The sequence below is a fragment of the Corynebacterium freneyi genome (genome assembly GCF_030408835.1).
GTDB lineage: Bacteria > Actinomycetota > Actinomycetes > Mycobacteriales > Mycobacteriaceae > Corynebacterium > Corynebacterium freneyi.
Genome location: NZ_CP047357.1, coordinates 2,855,222 through 2,880,330 on the forward strand (window position 1 = coordinate 2,855,222; position 25,109 = coordinate 2,880,330).

The window sequence follows — 25,109 nt, forward strand, 5'->3', positions numbered from 1 at the left end:
TCGATGCGCCCGGCCCCGAAACGCCGGAACCCTCCCGCCCACCCAGAACAGGGGATAACCTTGTTCCCCATGTGGAACCGTCTGCGCTCGTGGCGCCCCGATCCCCTGATCGTGATGATCATCCTCGCCGTGATCATCGCCATCTTCCTGCCCGCACGCGGCGCGTTCGCCGAAGGCTTCGGCATCGCGACGAAAATCGCCATCGGCCTGCTGTTCTTCCTCTACGGCTCCCGCCTGAGCCCCCGCGAAGCACTCGACGGCCTGAAACACTGGCGCCTGCACCTGACCATCCTGCTGCTGACGTTCGTGCTGTTCCCCATCATCGGGCTGGCGCTCAAACCCCTGGACTGGGTCCTCGCACCCGGCCTCTACCTGGGCATTCTGTACATGACGCTCGTGCCGTCGACGGTGCAGTCGTCGGTGAACTTCACGTCCATCGCCCACGGCAACATCGCCGGGTCCATCGTCAGCGCGTCGGCTTCGAACCTGCTGGGCATCGTGATCACCCCGGTGCTGGTGATGCTGCTGATGTCCACCGGCGACGGCGTCAAGGTCGACGGGTCGGTGTTCCTGGACATTTCGCTGCAGCTGCTGCTGCCGTTCGCGCTCGGCCAGGTGCTGCGGAAGTGGACGCTGAAGTTCGCGGCGGCGAAGGCGACGAAGAACGTCGACCGCATCTCCATCGCGATGGTCGTCTACGTCGCGTTTTCCGAGGGCATGGTCGACGGCATCTGGTCGCGGGTGCCGGTGACGGACATCATCATCCTGTGCGTCCTGTCGGTCGTGCTGGTCGAGTTCATGCTGCGCTTGTCCGGGTTCATCGCCCGCCGCGCCGGCTTCGATCGCCGCGATCGCATCGCCATCCAGTTCTGCGGTTCGAAGAAGTCGTTGGCCACTGGCCTGCCGATGGCGGCCGTGATCTTCGGGTCGGGTGGTGCGGGCGTGATCATCCTGCCGCTGATGATCTTCCACCAGATCCAGCTGATGATGTGCGCCGTCTACGCCGCCAAGTGGGGCAAGGAGTACGAGGAACGGGAACGCGCCGCCGCGGAGGCCCCGGCCTGACGCGTGGACGGGGGCGCGGGTGGGCGCATCGGCTGCGGGCCGGTGCGCCTTCTTCATTTTCTGCTTGACGACGGCGATTCCGCCGCGGTGGGCCCGAGCCCGGGAGGGTGGCTCGGCCTGAGAGATGGCGTCGCGTCACGTAGCGTTGTCGAAAATGACCGTGTCCGTCGACGAGAAAAGGGGAGTGCCACATGACCGATACGCCGGGAACCGCCGGGAGCACCGGAGATGCCGGGGCCGGGGCCGGGGCGGGGCGTGATGCCGCCGCCGTGCGCGACGGGGCGATCGCGGCGTTTTGGGATTGGTGGGTGGCCGAGGGGGCCGATCGCCTCGACGCGGCGTTCACCGGTGGCGCGGATTTCGGCGGCGGTGGTTTCGGTGAGGCCGGGCCGGTGGACATTCAGGCGGAGGTCGGGCCGCGGATCGCCGCGATCGACGAGCGTCTGGTGTGGGGTTTCGGCGCGGGTGAGCCGTTTTCGCGGCATTTGCTGACGGTCACCGCGGCCGGCGATCCGCAGGTGCGGCACATCGCGCGACGTTGGTTGGATGCGGCGCCCGACGACGGTCCGGTGTGGTCCTTCACCGATCTGCGCACCGCGGAGCCGGTGTCGACGGTGACGTGGGCGGGCCATGAGATCGATCCGGCCGAGGCGCGCGTGGCCGTCGAGGCCGGCCGGGGCGTGGTGGACGTGCGCCTGTTCCACCCGGTGTTCGCGAACTTGGCCGCGGCGGGCGAGGAGGGGGAGCGCGACGTCGCCCACGTCGGGTTCATGTTGTTGCAGTTGGCGTTGGGCGAGGAGGATTTCGGGCTGTGGCTGCGGTCGTTCGCCTTCGCCGCGGAGGAGCCCGAGGGGGCGATGCCGTTGGCGGATCTGCCGGGGTTCATCGACCAGTTGGCCGGCGCGTGCCCGCGGTGGTTGACGCTGCAGGGCCTGGCGGACGGCAAGCCGGTGATGGTGGGCACGCGGGCACCGTTGTCGCCGCTGATCGGGCCGTTGTTCACGCGGCATGTGGTGGTGCAGTTGCTGTTCGCCGACGTGCTCGACGACGGCCAGGCGGGGGAGTCTTCGGCGAAGGCGTTGAAGGATTTCGGCGACGATGCGATGGCCACGCTTGCCGACGACGGCATGGTCGTGGCGGCGGAGACGGCCGACGGCATGCGTTTGCTGCACTTTTACGTCGACCCGGAGACCGATGCCACGGAGCGTCTGGCGAATTTGGTGGACACGTGGACGGAGGGTGACCGCGAGATCGTGGCGGCCGAGGATCCGGCCTGGGAGCGGGTCGGCCACCTCCGGGCCTGAGCCCCGGCCACCCACGGGCATCGACCACCGACGATCGCTGGGCACCCGCGGGCACGGGCCACAAGCGATCGCTGGCCATCCGCGGGCACGGGCCACCGGGTGCGTCAGCAAGGGGCCCAACGACCTGGGCTTATGTCATAACGTGTTTTGATGCGCATTCAGTCGGCTGATTTGTTGCAAAAAAGCCGCGAAAACTCCGGATTTGAGCCCTGAATTGCAACAAATCCGCCGACTAATTGCACATCAAGTTCCATCGCCCGGCGCGAGCTCAGAGGTGGGGCCGACTCAAGCGACGACGTTGACCAACACCACGTACAACGCGGTACCGACCAGAATGCTCAGCGCGGCGTTGCGCCTCCACACGTGCAACGCCACCGTCACCAGCAGAGCCAGGGGAGCGGCCCACCACCCGCCCGGGTCGCCCGCATCACCGCCGCCGATCATGCCCATCCGGTCGACCAGCGTATACGCCACCAACGCCACCATGACGCCGACGGGCATGGTCACGCCGAGAAACCTCACCAACTCCGACCCGCGGAGCACCCGGATGAAGGCGAACGGCGCCCATCGCAACGCGACCGTCACCGCGCCCATCACCACCAGGGACGCCACAACGTAACCGGGCTCGGGCATCATGACTCCTCCCCACGGTCGCCGGACTCGAGGCCGCCGGATTCCGCGCCGCCGGATTCCGGGCCGCCGGTCCCCGCGCCGCCGGACTCACGACCATCGGCGGCCAGCCGGCCGGAGGCGCCGCGGTCGGCGTCGTCAAGCGAAACCGCCCCAACCCACCGCATCGCGCGATCCAAGCGCGGCGACCACACCCGCGCCAACAACAGCCCGAAATACAGCACCAACCCGATGACCAGCATCTGCCCCGGATTAACCAACCACCCCACCCCGACGCACGCCAACGCCGACAACGGCAACGACCAATCGCGGTTGACGCGGAAAGCATCCATCGCCAACACGGTGAACAGGGCGGTCAAGGCGAACTCGAAACCCACCAGCCCCTCCGGCAACGTCCGGCCCGCCAGCGCCCCGACGATGCCCGGCACAACCCACAACAGCTGGCAAAACACCTGAATCGTCAGCAACCGCGCACCCGTCAACGGCGGCGCCCCGGGCGGCCGCGCAGACGCGATGGCATACGACTCATCCGTCAACGCATACGTCGAATACGCACGCCCAACCCACCCGCGGATCACGTCGCGCGGAAACGTCAGGCCGTAGAAAATGTGCCGGAAGTTCACCATGAACGCCGTCACCGCCGACCCCAGCAACCCGGTATGCGCCATGACCAGGCCAACCGCCAGGAACTCCATCGACCCGGCGTACACCAGGACCGAAAACACCGGCGTCCACCACCACTCGAACCCGGTCTGCGTCACCAGCACGCCGAACGCCAGGCCCAGCGGGATCAGCCCCAGGCCGACGGGCCACGCCTCCGCGATGCCTCCGCGCACCGGATGAGGGTCGACCTCCGTCGACCGCGCCTGACGACGGCCACCCTCCCGCCCGTCAGTTGTCACGGACGTCCACGGGGTAGGTGGAGTACAGCGGCAGCGGCCACGGCTGGCGGCGCATGACGTCGCCCCACACGTCGGCGGCGCCAGGCGCGAGGACGTCGCTGGGCAGGGCGGGGGCGACGTACCAGTCGCCGCGTTCGATTTCGTCGTGCAGTTGGCCAGGGGACCACCCCGCGTAGCCGGCGAAGAGGCGCGCTCCGTCGAGGTGGCCACCGACCTCCGACGGTTCGACGCCCAGGTTGACCAGGGCGAACCGGTGGGCGATCTTCTCCAGCAGGGGGGCTCCGGTGGCCTCGTCGAGCTTGTCGGGCACGTCGACGCCGTTGCGCAGCACGCCGACGCACACGGGCTGGGTCTGGTTGACCGGCCCGCCGACGTAGACGACCGGCGGCTTCGACATCAGGTTCGCCCACGGTTCGAGGACGTTGTGCACGGGCGTCTGCGACCGGGTGGTCAGGTCGACGCCGAGGGTGCCGGCTTCGTCGTGCTCGATGAGGAACACCACGCTGCGGGCGAATTCCGGCGACTCCATGCCCGGGGCGGCGACGAGCAGCATTCCCGCGGCGGGGTCGTTGCGCTCGAGACAGTTGAAAAGGCGGTCTCCGAAAAGGTTTTCCTGCTCCACTCCGCCCATTATGCCCGCCGGGGCCGATCAATCCAGTGGCCGGTCGGTCGCGGGCCGGGAGCGGAGGTCGGTGCGGGCCAGCCGTCGCGGGGCAGTCGCCGCGGCTCAGCCCTCGCGGTCGACCCACCACTGCTTGAGTTCGAGGATGGCGTCCTCGCGCTCCAGCGGGCCCTTGTCCAGGCGGACGTCCTTCATGTGCTTCCAGGCGGCGCCGACTTCGGGGCCGGGGCCGATGCCGAGGATTTCCATGATGTCGTTGCCGTCGAGGTCGGGCCGCACTTTGGCCAGGTCTTCGGCGGCGGCGAGTTCGGCGATGCGGGCTTCCAGGTCGTCGCAGGCCCGGGCCAAGCGGGCGGCTTTACGACGGTTCCGCGTGGTGCAGTCCGCCCGGACGATCTTGTTGAGCTTGTCCAGCAGGGGTCCGGCGTCGGTGGCGTAGCGACGCACGGCGGAGTCGGTCCAGGCGGAGTCGCCGTAACCGTGGAAACGCATGTGCAGGTAGACGAGCTGCGAGATGTTCTCGGTGACGCGCTTGGGGTACTTGAGCTTGCGCAGTCGGCGGCGCACCAGTTTGGCTCCGACGACTTCGTGGTGGTGGAAGGAGACGTTGCCGTTTTCGGTGAACGAGCGGGTGGCGGGCTTGCCGCAGTCGTGCAGCAGCGCCGCCCAGCGCAGTTCCAGGTCGGGTTCGCCGGGCTCCTCTTGTTCGATGGCCTGGCGCATGACCTGCAGGGAGTGCTGGTAGACGTCCTTGTGCTGGCGGTGCTCGTCCTGGGTCATCTTCATGTCCGGGATTTCCGGCATGACGTGGTCGGCCAGGCCGGTGTCCACCATGAGGTCGATGCCGGCGGACGGGTCGGCGCCGAGGATCATCTTGTCCAGCTCCATGGCCACCCGTTCGGCGGTGATGCGGAGAATTTCGGCGTTCATGTCCTGCATCGCCGTGCGGACGCGGTCGGAGACGGTGAAGCCCAGCTGCGAAGTGAACCGGCAGGCGCGGAGCATGCGCAGCGGGTCGTCGCCGAAGCTGACCTCGGGCGGGCCGGGGGTGTCCAGGACGCCGGCGACGACGTCGTCGAAGCCGCCCAGGGGGTCGCGGAAGGAGCGGGTCCCGTCGCCGTGGAGTTCGACGGCGATGGCGTTGCAGCGGAAGTCGCGGCGGACCAGGTCACCTTCGAGCGTGTCGCCGAAGGTCACCTCCGGATTGCGGCTGACCTGGTCGTAGACGTCGGCGCGGAAGGTGGTGATCTCCACCTGGCGGCCCTTGTTCTCCGCGGACACCGTGCCGAAGTCGATGCCGGTGTCCCACGTGGTCTCGGCCCACTCGTCGAGGATTCCGGCGACCACGTCCGGGCGGGCGTCGGTGGTGAAGTCGAGGTCGTTGCCCAGTCGGCCCATCAGCGCGTCGCGCACCGATCCGCCCACCAGATAAAGGGAATGCCCGGCGTCGGCGAAGGCCTTGGCCAGGGGGGTGAGCAGTTCCGCCTCCCGGCCGATGGCCTGGTCCGCGACGGCGAGCATCGCGGTGCGCTTGATCTCGGGGTCGCCGTGGTCGGGGGTGCGCTGGGGAGTCGGGGCATCGGTCACGTGCGACACATTACCCGCAGGTTCACGGCGGCCCGGTAGTCTGTGAGGAATGAGCGATGCCGAACGGAACGAGGGGACGGCGGGGCCGCAGCGTCGGCGCCGCCGCCGTTCGCGTCGGCGCAGCGGCCGCCCGCAGGACGGTGGCCAGGGAACCAAGCGGACCACCGGTTCCGGCGGCGATTCGGCCGGAGGCGCGGCCAAGGGTGGCGCGAAGAGCGGCTCCAAGGGCTCCGCGAAGAACACCGGCGGCAACAACGGCAAGTCCGGCGGCAATTCGGGTTCCGGCTCGGGTTCTCGCCCTAACTCGGGTTCCGGGTCCGGCTCCAACCAGGGATCGGGTTCGGGCAATCGCTCGCGCCGCCGCCGTCGCGGTGGTCGCGGACGTGGCTCCGGCGGCAGCCGCAACACCACCGGAACCGCCAAGAACACCGCGAAGAACACCCAGACCGACGACACCGGCTCCTCCGGCGGCGGCGCGTCCCGATCCGGCGGCGGCTCCCGATCCGGCTCGTCCCGCTCGGGCGGAGGCTCGTCACGGCCGAATTCGAAGTCGGGGGCCGGTCGGGGATCCCAGCGGCGTCGTCAAGCAAACCAATCCAAGGGCCGCCCCGGACGCCGGCCCTCCGGAAACCGCCCGGCCCAGCGCGGCGGCGACCAGCGCGACCGGATGCGCACGTCCATCGAAACCTCCGCCGGCGGCCTCGTCGTATCGGGCCTGGCCGAAGCCGTCCGCGACGACGGCACCGTCGACCTGTCGCGCATCTACGTCGCGCTGATCGGCCGCCTCGACCGCCGCGGCCGCCTGCTGTGGTCCATGCCCAAGGGCCACGTCGAACCGGGCGAAGCGCACGACACCACCGCCGAACGCGAGGTGTGGGAGGAAACGGGCATCCGCGGCGAGGTCATCGCCGAACTCGGCGTCATCGACTACTGGTTCATCTCCGACGGCACGCGCATCCACAAGACGGTGCACCACCACCTGCTGCGCTACGTCGACGGCGACCTCAACGACGAGGACCCCGAGGTCACCGAGGTGACCTGGTTCCCCGCATCGTCGCTGGTCGAACGCCTGGCGTACGCCGACGAGCGCAAGCTGGCCCGGCGCGCCCACGACCTGCTGCCGGACCTGGCCCGGGCGGAGAAGGACGCCGGAAGGGCGACTCCGCGGTGACGGGGCGCGGGGGGCGCCGTACGGTGCGGCTGATCGCGACGGCGGCGACGGGTGCGCTCGCCCTCGTCGCCGCGCCGGTCGCGCCGGTGGGGCCGGTGGGGCAGCTGGGCCCGGTGGGGGCGCTTCCGGAGGCCGCCGCCGCGCCACCGCCGTGGCCGATCGACCCGGCGGATCCGTCGATTTCGTCGCAGTGGGGGGCGGATGCACAGCGGGTGGCCGCCCGCAGCCCGCTGAAGCTGCAGATCAAGAACGTCACGCCGCAGAATCCCGAGGTCGGCGGCGATCTGAACATCCGTTTGACGGTGGAGAACACGTCCGACGAGGCGGTGAACGACGTCATCATCCGCACGCAGCGGGCCGAAGCGCTGGCCGGTGCCGCCGATGCGCGGCTGGCGATGGCCGCACCCGAGCAGACGTTCGGGGTCGCCACCGCCTTCGACGATGGTTTCGATCTCGCGGCGGGGGAATCGCGCACGGTGACCCTGTCGGTGCCGTTGTCGGCTCCGGCGCCGGAGGGGTTGGGCATCGACGCCGCGGGCGTGTACCCGGTGCTGGTCAACGCGAACGGGCGGCCGGGCGACGACATCGACCAGTTCCTCGCGGAAACGCGGATGTTGGTTCCGGTCGATTCTTCGCTTGACGACGCCGACGCGGACGCCGAGGGGCCCGCCGGGTCGGGAGATGGCGAGGGGTCGCGGGCCGATGCCGATGGCCGGGAAGGGGCCGACGGCGCGGACGGGCGACGTGAGGCACGCGACGGGTCGGCCGATCCCGCGCCCGTGTCCCTGGTCTGGCCGCTGGCCGCCGACATTCCGCTGGTGCCGGGGGAGACCGGGGAAGCGCCGGTGCGGCCGGAATTGATCTTGTCCGGCGAATCGCTGGCGTCGGAGATGCAGGCCGGTGGGCGCCTCGACGTGTTGCTCGGGGCGCTGGAGTCGGAGTTGGCGGGAGAAGACGGCCCCGCGCTGCGGGAGTCGACGTGCGTCGCCGTCGATCCCGAGCTCCTCGACGTCGCCGACCGCATGCGCGACGGTTACCGCATCGGCGGCGAACGCCCCAGCCCCGTGGAGGACAGCACCCGGCTGCGCGACTCGTGGGGCAGCGGGAACGACCTGAGTCTGCGGGAGGGCCAGGGCGCCGAAGCGGCCGGGGCGTGGCTCGACCGGTTGGCGGCCGTCACCCGCGACCTGTGCGTGGTGACGCTGCCGTGGTCCGGCGCCGAAGTCAACGCCGTCGCCGCGACCGGCGATCCGGAGCTGGCCACCGAGGCCCTGGCCATGGGCGATGCGGTGGTCGAAAGGGTCCTGGGCCGGGATGCGCTGCCGTCGACGATCATTCCGCCCGAGGGATACCTCGACGCCTCGTCGGTGGCGGTGACCGCGTTCGGCGACACGTCGTCGCCCGTCGACGGCTCCGCCGCCTTCGAAGCCCTCAACGCAACCGGGGAAACGGGGCCGAACGCGGGGAACGACGGCGCCAACGGCGACGGCAACGATGAGGCCGCCGCCGACGCCGATGCTCCGGGCGCCGCGGGGACGTCGCCGGTGACGTGGCCCCCCGCCGCCCCGCGGACGACGACGCTGGTGGCCGCCAACTCCCTGACCTTCGGCGACGGCAGGATCGCCCGCCCCGGGGAAACGGCCGAGATCGGGCCGGGCTCGTCCGCGTTCGCCCTGCCCGTCCCGCTGTCCTCGGCGTTGGCCGCCACCGGATCGGCCCCCGAGGTCGCCGGGTACGCCGCCGTCGCCGGAAGGTTCGACCTCGCCGCCGATTCGGGCGTGGCCCGGATGCAGACGGTCGTGGGCACCCTGCGCCAGGAAATCGCCGACGCCTCCGTCGGCGTAGGCGAAGCGGGGGCGGCGCCGGTCGTCGCCATGCCCCCCGCCGGCTGGTCGGTTTCCGGCGATGACGCGCGGACCCTGCTGCGGGCGATTGCGGCTACGTTCGACGACGGCATCGCCGAGCCCGTCGCTCTCGGGGATGCGCTGGCCCGCTCCGGTGCCGAGCATTCCGTCGGACCCGCGCAGACGTCGTCGCCCAACCCCGATCCGGGGGCGGTGTCCGGCACCGAGGTCAGCCGCGCGGCCCAGCAGTCCCGGTACCTGACCGACTTGACGACGATGATGGCCAACGATGACCAGGTGGCCCTGACTCGCCACGGGTTCACCCAACCGATGCGTCGCGACGTGCTGCGCTCGATGACCGGCATCGGACGACGCAACGCCTCCTCCCACATGCGCCACGCCGAGAAGGCGGGCCGGACGATGGCCGGCATGGGCGAGATGCTCCAGCAGCTGCGGGATTCGGTGTCGCTGGTGGCGCCGGGCGGCGTCTACACCCGCGCGACCGACCTGTCGCCGGTGGTCATCGTGGGGCGAAACGGCCTGCCGCTGCCGGTTCCCGCCTTCGTGCGGGTGCAGGTCAGCGACTCCGAACGCATCGGCCGCCACGAGGCTCTCCTGCCGGCGAAGGGGTCGTTGACGCTTCAGATCAGCCCGGAAGATCCCGGCCCGAACGTCGACCGCGAACGCCAGAACCAGTTGCACCTGTGGCTGGAGACGCCGGACGGGCAGCGGATTTCCGCCCCCGTGGAGATCGTCGCCCGCACCGGGCCGACCACCCGGACGCTCATCATCGGGTCGGTGGCGCTGACTTTGGTGGTCGGGGCGTTCGCCCTGTGGCGCGCGGGTCGATTCGAAGGAATCCGTCGCATTCGGACACAATGGGGGCGTGACTGAACCCGACGCGCCACATTCCGGGCAGCGCGGCCGCATTCGCCGGCCCGCGCCTCCGGCGCCTTCTCCCGCGCCCCGCACCGCACCCGCGGCACGGCGCGAGGAGCAGGCCCCGATCCTGAATCGCCCGCCGACCGGCGGCGGCCACCCCGGCTCACCGGGCGGGCCGTCCACCGCGGCGGGCACCGCCGGTTCCGGGGCGGGGACGACCGCCTCCGGCACGGCGGCGGGCACCATGACCCGCGCCGCCGACACCTCGCCCGGCGGCTCCGCGAGTTCGGGCTCGGCGAACGCGGCCGGTGCGTCGAAGGACTCCGGCAAGACCAGCGACGCCGACGTCGTCCGGTCGACGGGCTCCATGGCCATCGCGACGCTGTTTTCCCGCATCACCGGGTTCCTGCGCAACGCGCTGATCGGCATCACGCTCGGCCCGGCGGTGGCGTCGGCGTTCAACGTCGCCAACACCCTGCCGAACCTCATCACCGAGATCGTCCTCGGTGCGGTCCTCACCTCGCTGGTGGTGCCGGTGCTGGTGCGCGCCCAGAAGGAGGACGCCGACGGCGGCGCCGCCTTCGTGCGCCGGCTGCTGACGCTGTCGCTGACCCTGCTGGGCACCGTCACCGTCCTGGCGGTCATCGCGGCACCGATATTGACCAGGATCAGCCTCAACGCCGACGGCAAGGTCAACGTCCCGCTATCGACGTCGTTCGCGTTCCTGTTATTGCCGCAGATCGTCTTCTACGGCATATTCTCGCTGCTCATGGCGGTGCTGAACACCAAGGGGGTGTTCAGACCGGGGGCGTGGGCGCCGGTGGCCAACAACGTGGTGGCCATCGCGACGCTCCTGCTCTACTGGCTGCTGCCCGGTTCCCTCCCGGAGGACCACCCGGGCACGATCACGGACCCGCACATTCTGCTGCTGGGCCTGGGCACGACGTTGGGCGTGGTTATCCAGGCGCTGATCATGATCCCGCCGCTGCGGCGCCTGGGCATCGATCTGCGCCCGCTGTGGGGCATCGACGACCGCATCAAGCAGTTCGGCGGGATGGGCATCGCCATCGTCACGTACGTGGCCATTTCGCAGGCCGGCTACATCGTCACCACGCGCATCGCGTCGACGGCGGATGCCGCGGCGCCGACGGTGTACCAGCAGTCGTGGCTGCTGTTGCAGGTGCCCTACGGCATCGTGGGCGTGACGCTGCTGACGGCGATCATGCCGCGCCTGTCGCGCAACGCCGCCGACGGCGACGACAAGGCCGTCGTCCGCGACCTGTCGGTGGGCACGCGCCTGACCATGATCGCGCTGATCCCCATCGTGGTGTTCTTCACGGCCTTCGGCGTGCCCATCGCCAACGCCCTGTTCGCCTACGGGTTCTTCCCGAAGGAGACGGCGGACATCCTCGGCTGGACGCTGTCCTTCTCTGCGTTCACGCTCATCCCGTACGCGTTGGTGCTGCTGCATCTGCGCGTGTTCTACGCCCGCGAGGAGGCGTGGACGCCGACGTTCATCATCTTCGGCATCACCCTGGTGAAGGTGACGCTGTCGATGCTGGCGCCGCTGATGGCGTCGCGCACGGAGCTCGTCGTGGTCCTGCTGGGCGCGGCCAACGGTTTCGGTTTCGTCGCCGGCGCGATCATCGGCGGATGGCTGCTGCGCAGGACGCTGGGCGATCTGCGCAGCCGTGAAGTGCTGAAGACGTGCGCGTGGGCGCTGGGCTCGGCGCTCGTCGGCATTGCGGTGGCGATGGCGTTGGATTCGTTCGTCATCGGCGATCCGCTGGACACCCTCGGGTCGATCGGCGCGCTGCTGCGCGTGGCGGTGTCGGGCGTGCTGTTCCTCGTCGTCGCCGGCGTGGTCCTGTCTCGTTCGCCGCTGCCGGAGGTGCGCACCCTCGGCGGTTTCCTGGGTCGCATCCCGGGTCTGCGCCGCTTCGCCCCCGCGCCGGCCGACGCGGACGCGGCCCTCGAGTCCGACGACGCCGACGCCGCGATCGTCGGCGCGGCCGTTGGTGGTCCCGTGGCGGCGGCCGGCGAGAACGCGGCGATGGCGTCGGAGGGCTTCACCGCCTCGCCGATGCTGCCGCCGATGCCGTCGGAGGCGTCCCGTCCGACGCGTTTCGTCCCCGGCGAGATGGTCTTCGGCGGCCGGTACCGGTTGCTGTCGGAGGAGGGGTCCCGCCCCGGCGTGCGGTTCTGGCGCGCGGTGGATCGGTCGGGTCCGGTGCGCACGGATGCGGACGGAAAGAAGCTTCACGACGAGGTCGCCCTGACGTTCATCGACACGCTCACGGCACCGCACGTCGGTTACACGGCGCCGGGCGCCGCAGTGAAGATCGCGGAGGCCACCAAGGCGCTGCGCCGCGTGGAGGGCGTCGGTCTGGCGCGCATCCGTGCGGTGCACCTGGGTCGCACGGACATCATCGTGGCGGCCGATTGGGTGCCGGGCATTGCGCTGTCGGCGGTGGGCGAAGGCACCAACGCCGACGCGGCGGCCTTCGCCGTGGCCGATCTCGCGGAAGCGGCGGGCCGCGCCCATGGCGAGGGCATCGTCCTCGGCGCCGATGATCTCGACCGTCTTCGCGTCAGCGTCGATGGCCGGGTGGTGCTGGCGTTCCCGGCGCCGCTGCCGGAGGCCACTCAGGACGAAGACATCGAGGTCACCTGCCGCGCCCTGTCCTCGCTTCTCGACGGCTGCCGGCACGTGCCCGCCGACGTCCGGGTGATTCTCGACGACGCTTCCCGAAGCGCGTCGGCCGATCGCGCGTGGGGCGAGTCGTCGTCAAGCACGGACGAGCGGGACAACGAACGGGACGACAACGACTCCGCCGACGCCGCCGATCCCGCCGGCGACCGCAACCGCGGCTTGGTGATGGCCAACCGCCTGCGGGAAGCCGCCCTCGGCCCCGACTCGGGCCAGCTGCGGGTCATCGCCGAAGACGCCGACGTGCCGGACACCCCGGCGCGACTGAAGCAGGTCACCTCGACCACGCGCGGGCGGCTGTGGGGCTCCGGCGCCATCGTCGTCGGCATGGTGCTGGTGGTCGCGCTGATCCTCGCCGCCGTGTTCGCGTGGCTCAACCGCTCCGAGGACTCGCCGCTGACGCCGGACTCGGTGCGCCGCGGATCCGAAGCCGCCGAACGGGCCCTGCCGCGCGGACCGATCACCATCGACGACGTCGCCGAATGGCAGGCGACCAACCCCAACCCCCTCGCGGGCCCCGACGACCCCTACGGCGCGGAGCTGGCCATCGACGGCGACGAGGACACCGCCTGGACGACGTCGGTGTACAACGCGCAACTGGGCACCGGGCCCACCGCGTTCAAGGAGGGCATCGGCCTGGTGCTCACCTTCGAGCAGGACGCGACGCCGCGGTTCGCGGAGATCCTCGGCTCGCCCGGCGCGATGGTCGAAATCCGGTCCATCCCGGCCGATCTCGCCGAAGCCGGCACCGGTGATCTCGAGGAGACGGAAGTGCTCGGGCGGGGTCGACTCGGCGACGACGAGACCACCATCGAGCTGACCGACGCCCCGAAGGGCCGCCACCTGCTGATCTGGGTCACGAAGCTGCCCATGCCGCAGGCCGCCTCCATCGCGGAGGTCACCGTCGAGCGGTGACCGCGGCGGCCCGGGCCCGGGTGCCCGTCCGTCCCCGAATGGCGCGCCCGCTCCGGCCGTGGTGGGATGGGCGCGTGAACTTCGGGGGGAGGGTCACCGCGCCGACGGCGTTGGTCGACCGGGGAAACACGGATGGAGCCGGGTCTGCGCCGGGGGGTGGCGCGCCACCGGATGATCGCGGGGATCTCGAGCTGCTCACCGCGCACCTGGCCGGTGATGCGCGGGCGTTCCCGGCGCTCGTCGACAGGCACGAACGGCAGTTGTGGTGGACGGCGAAGCGGCACTCGCGCACCGATTCCGACGCGGCCGACGCGATGCAGGAGGCCCTGGTCAAGGCCCTGCGCAGCGCAGCGTCGTTCCGCCGCGACTCGTCGGTGGCCACGTGGCTGCACCGCATCGTGGTCAACTGCTGCCATGACCGGATGCGGGGGCGTCACGGCCCTCCCGACGGGGTGGTGGACGATCGCGTCGCGCCCGCGCCGGTCGAGGCGTGTGCCGGGGATCCCGCGCTGGCCGTGGTGATGCGCCAGGCGATGGCGCGCCTGCCCGAGGAGCAGCGGCTCGTCATCCTCGAGGTCGACGTCATGGGCTGGCCGCTCGCCGACGTCGCCCGTCGGCTCGGCATCCCGGAGGGCACGGTGAAATCCCGCCGCTCCCGCGCCCGCGCCACCCTGCGCCGCCAGCTGCGCCGCCTGGAAGCGGAGGTCGCCCGATGAACCGCCCACTCCACGACATGCGTTCCGACGCATCCCTCGACGACGATTCGCTCGAGTGCCTCGCCGCGTCGTTGCTTGGCGACGAGGCGCCGCCGCCGAGCGTTCACTCGGCATGGCGACGGGACCATGCGGACGGCGGCGACGCCGATTCGGCGACGGTGGCGCGCCCACCGTTCGGGTCTTCGTTCGGTGGGTTTGCCGCTGCCGCCGCGGCCGCGATCGTGCTCCTCGCCGGAGGCATCTGGGTCACGGCACCCGGCGCCGACCGCTCCCCGGGCGGGGAAGCGGGGGACGGGCCGTCGTCAAGCAGGATCGCGCAGCCGGAGGAAACGCGGCCCGCAGCCGGCGGAAGCGAGTCCGCCCAACCCGAGATCGACCTGGCCGCCCTCGGCCCCGCCGTCGCCGACGCCATGGGGGCCGTCGACCTCGGCGGACTGGTCGACCCCGCCCTGGCCGAAGCCTGCCTGGCCGAACACGGCGAACGCGCCGACGCCCTGCTCGGTGCCGCTCCCATGGCCCACGGCGACCGGGTCGGGCAGCTTTTCGTCCTGTCGACGGGAATGCACGGGCAGGTGACGGTGTTGTTGACCGTGAACACCTGCGGAAGCGAACCCGAGGCACCCGTCGTGCACGAGACGATCGGGCGGCCCGGGTAGGCTGCCGCTCGAGACGACGACGCGGACACCGCCGGGCGACCGGCCGGCCACGACCGCGCCGAACACGCGAAAAGCCACGTCAGATGGCACCCACCAGGAGGAACGAAGAATGTCCGACACCATCCACGACGTCATCATCGTCGGGTCCGGTCCCGCCGGATACACCGCCGCCATCTACGCCGCCCGCGCCGAGCTCGCGCCCGTCGTGTTCGAGGGCGTCGAGTTCGGCGGCTCCCTGATGACGACCACGGAGGTGGAGAACTTCCCCGGCTTCGCCGAGGGCATCCAGGGCCCCGAACTCATGGACCAGATGCGTTCCCAGGCCGAGCGTTTCGGCGCCGACCTGCGCATGGACGACGTCGACCGCATGGATCTGACCGGCGACGTGAAGTCCGTGTGGGTCGGCGACGAGGAGCACAAGGCCCGCACCGTCATCCTCGCGACGGGCGCCGCCCCGCGATACCTGGGCGTCCCCGGCGAGAAGGAGCTGCTCGGCCACGGCGTCAGCTCCTGCGCCACCTGCGACGGCTTCTTCTTCCGCGACCACGACATCGCCGTCATCGGCGGCGGCGACTCGGCGATGGAGGAGGCGACGTTCCTGACCAAGTTCGCCAAGTCCGTCACCATCGTCCACCGCCGCGAGGAGTTCCGCGCCTCCGCGATCATGCTGGAGCGCGCCCGCGCCAACGAGAAGATCCGCTTCGCCACCAACAAGGTCGTCGACGAGGTCGTCGGCGACGGCTCCGTCAGCGGCCTGAAGCTCAAGGACACCGTGACCGGCGAGATTTCCGAGCTGCCCGTCACCGCCATGTTCGTCGCCATCGGCCACGACCCCCGCTCGCAGATGGTCGCCGACCAGGTCGACGTCGACGAGTCCGGCTACGTCAAGGTGGCGTCCCCGTCGACCCGCACCTCCCTGCCGGGCGTCTTCGCCGCCGGCGACCTCGTCGATTCCCACTACCAGCAGGCGATCACCGCCGCCGGCACCGGCTGCACCGCCGCCATCGACGCCGAGCACTACCTGGCCTCGCTGGACCAGGCCTGATACAATTAGCCAAATAATCGACGCATACTTTTAGGAGAATCATGTCCGTCGTCCACGTCACCTCCGAGAATTTCAAGGCCACCGTCATCGAGTCCGACAAGCCCGTGCTCGTCGACTTCTGGGCCGACTGGTGCGGCCCCTGCCGCAAGCTGAGCCCCGTCATCGAGGAGCTCGCCGCGGAGATGGGCGACCAGGCCGTCATCGCCAAGTGCGACATCGAGGCCGAGCGCACCCTGGCCGCCATGTTCCAGATCATGTCCATCCCCGCGCTGCTCATCTTCAAGGACGGCCAGAAGGTCGACGAGATCGTCGGCGTCAAGCCGAAGGCCGAGATCCGGCAGAAGCTTGAAGCTCAGCTCTAACTGGTAGCGTGTGAACGTGTGCGACCGACACGTCGCACCGATTCGAGCACGTGAAGGAAGGGGACGCCCGGTGCGGGAGTATCTGCAGGTGGGGGAGCGATCGCCGCGTGTAGCGGAGGTGCGCACCGCGCTGGCCAGACTTGGCCTCATGCCGGGCTACGCCGGGGACGCCGTCCAGCAGGACTCTCCGCAGTGGAGCGGCGACGACGACCTGTTCGACGAAGAGCTGCGGGCCGCCCTGCTGGCCTTCCAGCAGTCCCGCGGCATCTACGCCGACGGCGTCATCCGCGACTCGACCCTGAAGACCCTGCGCGAGGCGTCGTACGTTCTCGGCGCCCGTGTGCTGTCTCACGACCCCCTTGCGCCGATGACGGGCGACGACATCGGCAAGCTGCAGGGCATCCTCCAGGAGCTCGGTTTCTTCGACACCCGCGTCGATGGCCACTTCGGTCCGCTCACCGATGCTGCGGTGCGCGAGTACCAGCTCAACTACGGCCTCGAGCCCGACGGCATCTGCGGGCCGGTCACCTTCCGCGCCCTGAGCTACCTCGGCCGCCGGGTGACCGGCGGATCGCACGTCGCCATGCACGAACGCGAGCGGGTGCGCGCCGCCGGCCCGAAGCTGTCCGGCAAGCGCGTCGTCATCGACCCGGGCTGCAGCAACGCCGACCCCGGCATGACCGTCGAAGGCCCCTACGGCCCGATCACGGAGGAGGAGATCCTCTGGGACCTCGCCTCCCGCGTGGAGGGACGTCTGGTCGCCGCCGGCGCGGAGACGATTCTGTCGCGTCCGCGCACCGCCGACCCGTCGATCGAGGAGCGGGCCGAGATGGCCAACGCCTTCGGCGCCGACGTCATGATTTCCCTGCGCGCCGACCGGTACCCCAACGAGCGCGCCTCCGGGTTGGCGACCTTCTACTTCGGGTCGATCGTCGGAAACAGCTCGATTCTGGGCGAGCAATTGTCCGGCCTGATCCAGCGCGAAATCGTCGCCCGCACCCCGCTGGTCGACTGCCGCACGCACGCCCGTACGTGGGATCTGATGCGCCTGACGCGCATGCCCACGGTCGAGGTCGTCGTCGGTTACCTGACCAACCCGCAGGATGTCGCGGTGTTGACGTCGCCCGACCAGCGCGACCAGATCGCCGAGGCCATCGTCGTGGGCGTGAAGCGCCTGTACCTCACCGAAGAGGACGATCAGCCGCTGACCGGCACCTACAGCTTCGTCGAGCTCCTGGAAGCCGAGAAGGACGCGTAGAATTGCGCGGCCACCAGCTGGTCGAGGGCATCCGTGACGGCGGCGGCCCAGTCCAGATCGGGGTCGATGTCGCGGCGCAGACGCGGGTGCGTCGGGTGGGGCGCGACGACGGTGAATCCCGAATTGATGAGCACCCGCGTCGGGATGACGTCGCCCGCCGCATGATTGATCGCGCCGAGGGCCGTTGACTCGCAGCGGTGCGGCGTGCGGGGCGCGTCGACCGACTGGAGGATCGACTCCGTGAGCGACATTTCCTCGCGCGGGATGGCGTCCTCGCCGTCGTCGCCGCCGCCGGAGCAGCCGAACGCCTCGACCGCGCGGATGCCGCGGCCGGCGAGATGGGTGACGGCGGCGTCGATCAGAGCCTCTTCGGCGCCGCGGTCGGCCATGACGGGGTCGATGTGCAGGCTCGTGAGCATGACCGCGTCCGGGGATATCGGACCGGTGGGCATGGACCGCGACGTCGGGGCGTAGCGCGGGGGACCGAACAGCAGGGTCGCCGTGACCGGCTGGCCGTACGCCTCGGCGATGCTGAATCCGCACAGGCCCCAGTCGACGAGAACGCGGTTGAGCCACAGTTCCTTTTCGAGCTCGGCATCCATGGCCTCACGCGTGCGGTTGCCGCCTCCATCCGGACCCGGCGGACCCAGCGGAGCCGGCGGACCCAGCGGAGCCGGCGGGTCGGGCGGGCTCAGCGGGTCCAGCGGATTCAGAGGCCCCGAGGAGCCTCCGGCTGGCGCCACCGGGTCTTGGTGTGCGTCGCGCCCTCCGGGGCGCTGTGGGCCATGCTGGAGGCCCATTTTGCGCCAGGGGTTGCCGACGACGCGGTTCGGATCCGCGACCGGCCCGTCGCCCGACGACGGCGGCGTCTGTTCGGGCGCGATCTCCCAGAACAGGCTGCGCATGGTGTCGGGGTGAATCGAGCGGCGGTCCGCCAGGTCGATCGGGCCGATGAATCCGGGGGACATGGCAGGGACCTACTGATCCTCGCCCGGGTCGCCGATGAGCGACATGATGCGGTCGAAGTCGGCGAGATCCCCGAACTCGATGACGATCCGCCCCTTCCGCTTGCCCATGGTCGCCGACACCTTCGTGTCGAACGTGTCGGACAGTCGGTCTGCCCACGTCGTCAGCTTCTCGGGCTGGGGGAGTGGTTCGCGCTTGCGGCGGATGCCGGCGTCCTCGCCCCGGTTGATGAGCGTGACGGCTTCTTCCGTCGCGCGCACCGACAGCCCCTCGGCGATGATGCGGTCGGCGAGCATCGATTGGTCGGCGGTGCCCGTCTTGATTCCGAGCAGGGCGCGCGCATGCCCGGCGGTGAGCACACCGGCGGCGACGCGTCGCTGGACGTCTACGGGAAGCTGGAGGAGCCGGATCATGTTCGTGATCGCCGGGCGGGACCGCCCGATGCGGTCGGCGAGTTCCGCCTGCGTCACGTCGAACTCCTCGAGGAGCTGCTGGTACGCCGCGGCCTCTTCGAGCGGATTGAGTTGCACCCGGTGGATGTTCTCCAGGAGGGCGTCGCGAAGCATGGACGAGTCGGAGGTCTCGCGGACGATCGCGGGAATGGCGTCGAGTCCGGCAAGCTGACTGGCCCGCCAGCGACGCTCGCCCATGATGATCTCGAACTCGGGCTGCTCGGCCTTCGGATCCTTGGCCCGCGCTTCCTCGAGCGTCTTCGCCCGTACATCATCTCCGATGGGGCGGACGACGATCGGCTGCATGAGCCCGAACTCGCCGATCGAATGAGCGAGTTCCCGCAACGGCTCTTCGTCGAAGACCTCGCGCGGCTGCCGCGGGTTCGGAACGATGAGCGGGATGGGGATCTCACGGTACGACGCGCCAATGTCCGAGGACCGGTATCCGACGCCGGCTTCGACGGCTTGCTCCGAGCCCTCCGGTCCGCTCCCTCCCGCAGTGCCACTGGTTTCGCCGCGGACGGATCCCTGTGTTTCACGTGAAACATCAGCACTTGCTTGACGACGATTTGCCGTTTCGTCACTGTGACGTTTCATAGGTGACCCGCCAGTCGAGCCATATTCGTCACTGTGACGCTTCTGGCTCGAATCGCGTCTCATCGTATTGCGGCCGGCGATGCGATCGGCCTGAGCGAGGCCGGACGAATCCGGTCGCCGTGACTTAGGGCCGAAGATGATGTCCGCGGCATTATCGCCGACGGCCGGATTCTGCTCCGGGGCAGTCGGGATGAGAGCGGCCAAGCCGCGACCGAGACCGCCGCGACGGGAGTCCTTCTTGTCCTGCGCCATGGTTCGTCCTTCAACTAGTGGTTCTCGGGAGCGACGCCGATGGCACCGCTGGTGGGGGAGGGGAGGTAATCGCCGCGGCCGGCGAGTTCCTTCGCCGCGTCCATGTACGCCAGCGCGCCCCTGGAACCCGGGTCGTAGCTGATGATCGTCTTGCCGTAGCCCGGAGCCTCCGACACCTTCACCGAGCGGGGGATGACGTTGCGCAACACCGCATCGCCGAAGTGACGCCGCACCTCGTTGGCGACCTCGTCGGCGAGCTTCGTCCGACCGTCGTACATGGTGAGCAGCACGGCGGAAATGTGGAGATCCGGGTTGAGGTGCTGGCGGATCATCTGCACGTTGTTGAGCAGCTGCGTGACGCCTTCGAGCGCATAGAACTCGCACTGGATCGGAATGATCACCTCGGATGCCGCGGTCATCGAATTCAGAGTCAGCAGACCCAGCGACGGAGGGCAGTCAATGATCAAGTAGTCGAAGCCGTGCTCTTCAAGAAACTCATCCGTGATCGCCTGCCGCAGTCGACGTTCACGATTGAAGAGGTTGACCAATTCGATTTCCGAGCCGGCGAGATCCAGCGTCGCCGGAATGCAGTAAAGGTTCTCGTTCTCCGGCGACTGCTGCATCGCCTCCGCCGGTTCGACCTCGCCGATCAGCACCTCGTACGTGGACACGGTGCCACTTCGATGGTCCACGTCGAGAGCCGTCGAAGCGTTTCCCTGCGGATCGTTGTCGATCACGAGCACCTTGAGCCCGTGATGAGCCAGCGCAGAGGCGAAGTTCACCGCCGACGTGGTCTTGCCGACGCCACCCTTCTGATTCGCGAAGGCAATTCGGCGGGTCTTCTCCGGCTTGGGCAAAGTCGGCCGGTTGGGCCCCTTCACCTGAGCGGCGCGCCGCGCGGCAGCTGCAATCGGCGAATCTTCCCACGATTTGCGGGCCATCAAACATCCCTTCGCGTCCGGAACGAGTCCGGGTAATCGACCACTTTCATCCAGGTCCACATGCGGGCAGGGCCTCGACGAGGCGATACCCCCGGCGGGCCCAACGTACGGGACTTACTCTAGTCCTTCTGCCGGATCGCCCTCAACGGACAGACGACGGGAAGGAACGCACGCCATGGTTTCACGTGAAACCAAGCCGGCGATGAGCTTTCAGACGACTCGTCCTGACGGTCTCGACGGCATCGATGTTTCACGTGAAACTGAGGCCGCCCCTACCCAGTCAGACTTTTTGGATCTTCACTACGTAAGTCGGAGTGTCGAGCACTTCTGCACCGATCTCGACGATGACAGGGTTCTTTCCCTTCGCCTTGCGGATGAGGTTCGCGTCCCTTTCGATTTCTTCAGCCGCGGAGGAGCCCTTCATGGCGATCATCTGTCCGCCCGGCCGAACGAGGGGGAGGGACCACCCGGCAAGCTTCCCGAGAGGCGCGACCGCCCGAGAGGTGACGACATCAACGAGGCCCACTTCCTTGCGGACGACCTTCTCTTCGGCCCGACCCCGAATGACGGTGACATTCTCCAAACCGAGGTCCTCGACGACTTCGTTGAGGAACGTCGTACGGCGCAGCAGAGGCTCGATCAAGATGACGGAAACATCCGGACGAGCGATGGCCAAGGGGATCCCGGGGAGACCCGCACCGGATCCAATGTCCGCGACCGTCGCCCCCTTCGGAATCACATCCGCCAAAGCAGCGCAGTTGAGGATGTGCCGATCCCACAACCGGGGGACCTCGCGTGGGCCGATCAAACCACGGACGGTCGCATGTTCGGCAAGCCACGAATGATATTGATCGGCAAGATCACTGCGATCACCGAACGCCATCTGAATCGCCGCATCTGGACGCGTGGCGACATCACCGGCAGAGTTGGCCTCTTCTGCTCCGGCAGCTTTCGCCGAAGCAGCGTTGTCGTTATTCTCCGTCATGTGTTCTCCACCATTCTTACTTCGTCCCACTTCCATCCCGACTCCGGTTGCGTTGCAGCGCAGTGAAGTGCCGACGTTCTTCCCGGTGTCCGTGCTCGATCATCGGCGGCCCGGCCGGACCACGCGTCGATGTTTCACGTGAAACCCCAACCTTGTGCCGAAATTCCAAATCACATCGGTGTCATTTAACTTGGGCCCGCGAGCGTTGCGGCCGCCGCAACGCGCTTGGTCGTCGACGCGAGCCGCCCAACCGCCGACTCGAGTCGCGAACTCACGACCCGACGTCCCGAAGCGACCGTCTCATCTCGAATATGACGTTCCCCAGTCTACGGGCGGACAGAGAGGGAGGGAGCGATGGGTCGGAGCCATGAACACAAGAAAGCGCCCCACCGTGGTGGTGGGGCGCTCTTCTTTCTTGGCGTAGACGGTTGCCGTCAGCGGCTACTTTTTGCCTTTGCGGTTCTTCCTGCTCTGTTTCCGCTTACCCGTTGCGGGCTTCTGTCCCGGGGCCGGCTTCGACGGCTGAGCGTTGGACTCGGAACCGGAGTTGGCTCCGGCCCCGGACGCCTTGGCATCCGAGGGGGCGCCGGACTTGTCCACGGCGGCCTCGGACGTCTGGGTCGCCTTGGTGGCGGGGGAGTCGGGGAGGTGGCCCTTCTTCGCGGCCTTCTTGCCGCCCTTCTTCGGGTTCACCGGCTTGACGCCGACCTTGGGGGCCAGCTGAGCCTGCGACAGACGCTTGGCCTCCTTCTCGGCCTCGATCTCGGCCGCTTCCTCGCGGTCGATCTTGGCGAAGATGTACTTCTGCTGGAAGTAGGTCCACACGTTGTAGGTGACCATGTAGACGAGCAGACCGATGTGCCACAGGAAGCCGGTGGCCAGAATCATGATGGGCATGAACCAGAGCATCATCTTGTTCATCATGTCCATCTGCTGGCCCATCATGCCCTCCTGCTGCTGCTGGAGACCGGCGGCCTGACGGCGCTTGGTGCGGGCGATGGACATCCGGGCGTTGAAGTGAATCATCGCCGCGGAAATGATCATCAACGGAATCGCGACGATCATGATGTCGGTGCGGGTGAAGTCCGCGGGGTCACCCGGAGCGGTGAAGGCCGCGTACTGCGATTCGTCCATGCCGACCGACGCCGACAACGGAGCGTTGAACACGCGGGCGAGTAGGAACGACTGAACATCCTCGACGCCGAAGAAGTAGTTCGGGGTATTCCAGTTGTCGTCGACGCTCATGGAGGACTGTCCCACCGAGCCGGCGCCCGTGCCGGTGCGGTTGAACGAACGCAACACGTGGAACAGGCCGAGGAACACCGGCATCTGCACGAGCAGCGGCAGACAGCCGGCCAGCGGGTTGACGCCCATCTCCTTCTGGAGCTTGCGCATCTCCAGGGCCTGGGCCTGCTGGTCGTTCTTGTATTTCTTCTTGATCTCGGCCATCTTCGGCTGCATCTTCTGCATCTTGATGGCGGATCGCTGCTGCTTGAGCATCGGCTTGATGAGCAGGATTCGGATGGTCGCCACCAGCAGCATGATGGCGAGCACCCAGGAAATTCCCGAAGCCGGGTCCAGGAACAGGCCGAAGGCCTGATGCCAGAACCAGAGTACGACCGAAATCGGCCAATAGACGAAGTTAAGCACGGTCTGGTGTTTCTCCTGTCGTGGGGGATTGCGGCCGTCTACGCGTCAGCCTCGGCAGCCAGGTTACCCGTGCATCTTTCGCCACCAGGTACCCAGGCCGGGATAGGTGCGGGGCACGGGATCCCAACCACCGGGATGCCAGGGAGCGCACCGCACGATCCGCAAAAAGGTCAGCCACAGGCCGCCGATCGCGCCGTATCGTCGGACGGCTTCGAGCCCGTAGGCCGAGCACGTCGGTTCGAAGCGGCAGGAACCGGTTGCCTTGGCGGGGGAGATGCGCCGGCGATAGAAGAGGATGGCGCGTTCGACGAGCCGGGTGGCGGGGCCCCGGTCTTCAGCGTCGGGTAGCTCGTGCGAGTGCCTTGCGCACATCGGTCGCCAACTCCTCGCTGGTCGCCGTGGCCGAAGCGGGCAGCGCCCGAATGACCATGTCCACGGTGGACGGGACGTCGTCAAGCACATCCATGACCACGTGCCGAAGCTTGCGGGTCACGGCATGCCGGACCACCGAATTGCCCACCGCCTTCGATACGACGAAACCGACGCGCGGACCCCCGAAACGGGAAATCTGCGCGTCGGCATCATCGCCACCGTCGCCGGCGGCATCAAGATAATGCAGGACGATCGTCCTGCGACCGAACCTGCGACCCCGACGGACCGTGACGGAAAAATCTCCGGAACGGTGCAGCTTGTGCTGCGCGGGGAGCACGATTCGAGTCCGCGATCAGGCGGACAGGCGGGCGCGGCCCTTGTTGCGGCGGGCGGCGACCACGGCGCGGCCCGAACGGGTGCGCATGCGGGTACGGAAGCCGTGCACGCGGGCACGACGACGGTTATTCGGCTGGAACGTCCGCTTCGACACGGGTGACACTCCTAGGGATTCAGGGCCCGGGCCGGACAGCCGGCGACCTGGCCAAACGATTGATTTCACACCCTCCGCCGGAACCGGCCGACGTGACCGGACGTTCCCTGCGACGGGCCCGCTAGGCGCAGCACCCGGAAACGACCGAGTCCCGCGCAGATGCGGTGAACACACCGGCGACCCTGGGCGCACCCGGGGTCGCGGATATGACAGACCCGATCAGGGTACGTGGAGCGGGGCCGCCAATACAAATCCTGCGTCGCCCCGCGCGTCGCCTCGAGCGGACCCGACACGCGACGCGACCTGTGTCGTTGTCGAACGATCCACATGAATTCACATGGCCGCGGAAGCATACAACTGTGGATAACTATCGTCACTCGAGTAACATACGACCTGCGCGTTCGATGTAACTTCGCAGGTCAGGCGGTTGCAAAACCCCCGAGTTCTTGCGGCCCAAGGGTGTGGATAGACTGTTGAGAAACCAACGCCGAGAAACGCTCCACACCTGTGCATCGACGTGTGGAAGTCCTGGCCATCGGGCCACGACGGTGTGGAACGAAATCCCACAACCGAACAGCCCGACCGGAGCACCCGACCTCCACCCCCGCCAATCGGCGCACCATCGACGACGACGCTCGCGCACCCCTGTGGCGTCGGCGCTGAATCGGGAACGGCCCGCCGACCGACCCGGCGGGTTACGCTGACCGTCCGAACCAACCCAGAAGGACCACCGAG

The 25,109-nt window shown here is 68.8% G+C and carries 21 protein-coding genes and 1 pseudogene; 10 read left to right on the forward strand and 12 right to left on the reverse strand.

Annotated elements, in window-relative coordinates; translation table 11 throughout:
- Positions 1 to 69 precede the first annotated feature (69 nt).
- Together CFREN_RS12705 and CFREN_RS12710 are read left to right on the forward strand one after the other, a co-directional pair.
- Positions 70 to 1,065 carry a bile acid:sodium symporter family protein gene (locus tag CFREN_RS12705; RefSeq protein ID WP_209651556.1) on the forward strand — a complete coding sequence of 332 codons (996 nt, stop codon included), beginning with the start codon at positions 70 to 72 and terminating at the stop codon, positions 1,063 to 1,065.
- A 191-nt stretch (positions 1,066 to 1,256) separates the two neighbouring features.
- The gene (locus CFREN_RS12710) at positions 1,257 to 2,369 is read left to right on the forward strand and encodes a DUF695 domain-containing protein (protein WP_209651554.1); all 1,113 of its coding nucleotides are present in this window, start codon (positions 1,257 to 1,259) and stop codon (positions 2,367 to 2,369) included.
- A 285-nt stretch (positions 2,370 to 2,654) separates the two neighbouring features.
- Here CFREN_RS12710 and CFREN_RS12715 read toward each other — a convergent pair whose 3' ends face one another.
- The 4 genes and pseudogenes from CFREN_RS12715 to CFREN_RS12730 form a co-directional block, all read right to left on the reverse strand.
- On the reverse strand, positions 2,655 to 3,005 hold the full coding sequence (locus CFREN_RS12715) for a branched-chain amino acid transporter permease (RefSeq protein ID WP_035121659.1): 351 nt from the start codon (positions 3,003 to 3,005) through the stop codon (positions 2,655 to 2,657).
- 152 nt (positions 3,006 to 3,157) lie between these two features.
- Positions 3,158 to 3,835 (reverse strand): annotated as a pseudogene (locus CFREN_RS12720) (AzlC family ABC transporter permease); the annotation flags it as partial.
- 55 nt (positions 3,836 to 3,890) lie between these two features.
- The gene (locus CFREN_RS12725) at positions 3,891 to 4,454 is read right to left on the reverse strand and encodes a YqgE/AlgH family protein (protein ID WP_246580230.1); all 564 of its coding nucleotides are present in this window, start codon (positions 4,452 to 4,454) and stop codon (positions 3,891 to 3,893) included.
- 174 nt (positions 4,455 to 4,628) lie between these two features.
- The gene (locus CFREN_RS12730; protein WP_070523853.1) at positions 4,629 to 6,044 is read right to left on the reverse strand and encodes a CCA tRNA nucleotidyltransferase; all 1,416 of its coding nucleotides are present in this window, start codon (positions 6,042 to 6,044) and stop codon (positions 4,629 to 4,631) included.
- Between the two features lie 115 nt (positions 6,045 to 6,159).
- On the opposite strand from CFREN_RS12730, the gene CFREN_RS12735 reads away from it, so the two are divergent.
- The 8 genes from CFREN_RS12735 (at position 6,160) to CFREN_RS12770 (ending at position 17,669) form a co-directional block, all read left to right on the forward strand.
- Entirely contained in the window at positions 6,160 to 7,281 is a 1,122-nt protein-coding gene (locus CFREN_RS12735; RefSeq protein WP_209651550.1) for an NUDIX hydrolase, read from the forward strand.
- A 23-nt stretch (positions 7,282 to 7,304) separates the two neighbouring features.
- Complete coding sequence (locus CFREN_RS12740) at positions 7,305 to 10,019, forward strand: hypothetical protein (protein ID WP_209651548.1); 2,715 nt, start codon at positions 7,305 to 7,307, stop codon at positions 10,017 to 10,019.
- Positions 10,012 to 13,632 (forward strand): murein biosynthesis integral membrane protein MurJ, encoded by a 3,621-nt coding sequence (gene murJ, locus CFREN_RS12745; protein ID WP_209651546.1) that lies wholly within the window; start codon positions 10,012 to 10,014, stop codon positions 13,630 to 13,632. Before CFREN_RS12740 ends, murJ begins: the two co-directional genes overlap by 8 nt.
- A gap of 74 nt (positions 13,633 to 13,706) precedes the next feature.
- Complete coding sequence (sigM, locus tag CFREN_RS12750; protein ID WP_246580147.1) at positions 13,707 to 14,348, forward strand: RNA polymerase sigma factor SigM; 642 nt, start codon at positions 13,707 to 13,709, stop codon at positions 14,346 to 14,348.
- On the forward strand, positions 14,345 to 15,004 hold the full coding sequence (locus CFREN_RS12755; protein WP_141742937.1) for a hypothetical protein: 660 nt from the start codon (positions 14,345 to 14,347) through the stop codon (positions 15,002 to 15,004). The genes sigM and CFREN_RS12755 overlap by 4 nt, the downstream gene beginning before the upstream one ends.
- A gap of 109 nt (positions 15,005 to 15,113) precedes the next feature.
- Complete coding sequence (gene trxB, locus CFREN_RS12760; RefSeq protein ID WP_209651541.1) at positions 15,114 to 16,049, forward strand: thioredoxin-disulfide reductase; 936 nt, start codon at positions 15,114 to 15,116, stop codon at positions 16,047 to 16,049.
- A gap of 38 nt (positions 16,050 to 16,087) precedes the next feature.
- Positions 16,088 to 16,411: a thioredoxin gene (gene trxA, locus CFREN_RS12765; RefSeq protein WP_209654462.1), complete on the forward strand. Its 324-nt coding sequence runs from the start codon at positions 16,088 to 16,090 to the stop codon at positions 16,409 to 16,411.
- Positions 16,412 to 16,481: 70 nt separating this feature from the next.
- A complete protein-coding gene (locus CFREN_RS12770) occupies positions 16,482 to 17,669 on the forward strand; it encodes an N-acetylmuramoyl-L-alanine amidase (protein ID WP_209651539.1) in 1,188 nt (395 codons plus the stop codon).
- On the opposite strand, the gene CFREN_RS12775 is transcribed toward CFREN_RS12770, so the two are convergent.
- The 8 genes from CFREN_RS12775 to rpmH all read right to left on the reverse strand — a co-directional run bounded on the left by CFREN_RS12775 (position 17,627) and on the right by rpmH (position 24,374).
- A complete protein-coding gene (locus CFREN_RS12775; RefSeq protein WP_209651537.1) occupies positions 17,627 to 18,637 on the reverse strand; it encodes a hypothetical protein in 1,011 nt (336 codons plus the stop codon). The two genes, CFREN_RS12770 and CFREN_RS12775, sit on opposite strands and share 43 nt — an antisense overlap.
- 9 nt (positions 18,638 to 18,646) lie before the next feature.
- Entirely contained in the window at positions 18,647 to 19,936 is a 1,290-nt protein-coding gene (locus CFREN_RS12780) for a ParB/RepB/Spo0J family partition protein (RefSeq protein ID WP_209651535.1), read from the reverse strand.
- Positions 19,937 to 19,950: 14 nt separating this feature from the next.
- Positions 19,951 to 20,877 carry a ParA family protein gene (locus CFREN_RS12785; RefSeq protein WP_070519615.1) on the reverse strand — a complete coding sequence of 309 codons (927 nt, stop codon included), beginning with the start codon at positions 20,875 to 20,877 and terminating at the stop codon, positions 19,951 to 19,953.
- Between the two features lie 280 nt (positions 20,878 to 21,157).
- Entirely contained in the window at positions 21,158 to 21,760 is a 603-nt protein-coding gene (gene rsmG, locus CFREN_RS12790; protein WP_244979582.1) for a 16S rRNA (guanine(527)-N(7))-methyltransferase RsmG, read from the reverse strand.
- Between the two features lie 543 nt (positions 21,761 to 22,303).
- Entirely contained in the window at positions 22,304 to 23,512 is a 1,209-nt protein-coding gene (gene yidC / locus CFREN_RS12795; protein WP_209651531.1) for a membrane protein insertase YidC, read from the reverse strand.
- Positions 23,513 to 23,575: 63 nt separating this feature from the next.
- The gene (gene yidD / locus CFREN_RS12800) at positions 23,576 to 23,884 is read right to left on the reverse strand and encodes a membrane protein insertion efficiency factor YidD (protein WP_083291200.1); all 309 of its coding nucleotides are present in this window, start codon (positions 23,882 to 23,884) and stop codon (positions 23,576 to 23,578) included.
- Entirely contained in the window at positions 23,847 to 24,221 is a 375-nt protein-coding gene (gene rnpA / locus CFREN_RS12805) for a ribonuclease P protein component (RefSeq protein WP_070519619.1), read from the reverse strand. Before rnpA ends, yidD begins: the two co-directional genes overlap by 38 nt.
- Before the next feature lie 15 nt (positions 24,222 to 24,236).
- Positions 24,237 to 24,374, reverse strand: a complete 138-nt coding sequence (gene rpmH, locus CFREN_RS12810) for a 50S ribosomal protein L34 (RefSeq protein WP_035121629.1) — start codon at positions 24,372 to 24,374, stop codon at positions 24,237 to 24,239.
- Between the last annotated feature and the right edge of the window lie 735 nt (positions 24,375 to 25,109).

What these genes read in the sequence shown, in the direction of transcription:
- CFREN_RS12705 (WP_209651556.1), top strand. Translation starts at nt 70, where the DNA reads ATGTGGAACCGTCTGCGCTCGTGGCGCCCCGATCCCCTGATCGTGATG.
- CFREN_RS12710 (WP_209651554.1), top strand. Translation starts at nt 1,257, where the DNA reads ATGACCGATACGCCGGGAACCGCCGGGAGCACCGGAGATGCCGGGGCC.
- CFREN_RS12715 (WP_035121659.1), bottom strand. Translation starts at nt 3,005, where the DNA reads ATGATGCCCGAGCCCGGTTACGTTGTGGCGTCCCTGGTGGTGATGGGC.
- CFREN_RS12725 (WP_246580230.1), bottom strand. Translation starts at nt 4,454, where the DNA reads ATGCTGCTCGTCGCCGCCCCGGGCATGGAGTCGCCGGAATTCGCCCGC.
- CFREN_RS12730 (WP_070523853.1), bottom strand. Translation starts at nt 6,044, where the DNA reads ATGCTCGCCGTCGCGGACCAGGCCATCGGCCGGGAGGCGGAACTGCTC.
- CFREN_RS12735 (WP_209651550.1), top strand. Translation starts at nt 6,160, where the DNA reads ATGAGCGATGCCGAACGGAACGAGGGGACGGCGGGGCCGCAGCGTCGG.
- CFREN_RS12755 (WP_141742937.1), top strand. Translation starts at nt 14,345, where the DNA reads ATGAACCGCCCACTCCACGACATGCGTTCCGACGCATCCCTCGACGAC.
- trxB (WP_209651541.1), top strand. Translation starts at nt 15,114, where the DNA reads ATGTCCGACACCATCCACGACGTCATCATCGTCGGGTCCGGTCCCGCC.
- CFREN_RS12775 (WP_209651537.1), bottom strand. Translation starts at nt 18,637, where the DNA reads ATGTCCCCCGGATTCATCGGCCCGATCGACCTGGCGGACCGCCGCTCG.
- CFREN_RS12780 (WP_209651535.1), bottom strand. Translation starts at nt 19,936, where the DNA reads ATGGCGCAGGACAAGAAGGACTCCCGTCGCGGCGGTCTCGGTCGCGGC.
- CFREN_RS12785 (WP_070519615.1), bottom strand. Translation starts at nt 20,877, where the DNA reads ATGGCCCGCAAATCGTGGGAAGATTCGCCGATTGCAGCTGCCGCGCGG.
- rsmG (WP_244979582.1), bottom strand. Translation starts at nt 21,760, where the DNA reads ATGGCGTTCGGTGATCGCAGTGATCTTGCCGATCAATATCATTCGTGG.
- yidD (WP_083291200.1), bottom strand. Translation starts at nt 23,884, where the DNA reads ATGTGCGCAAGGCACTCGCACGAGCTACCCGACGCTGAAGACCGGGGC.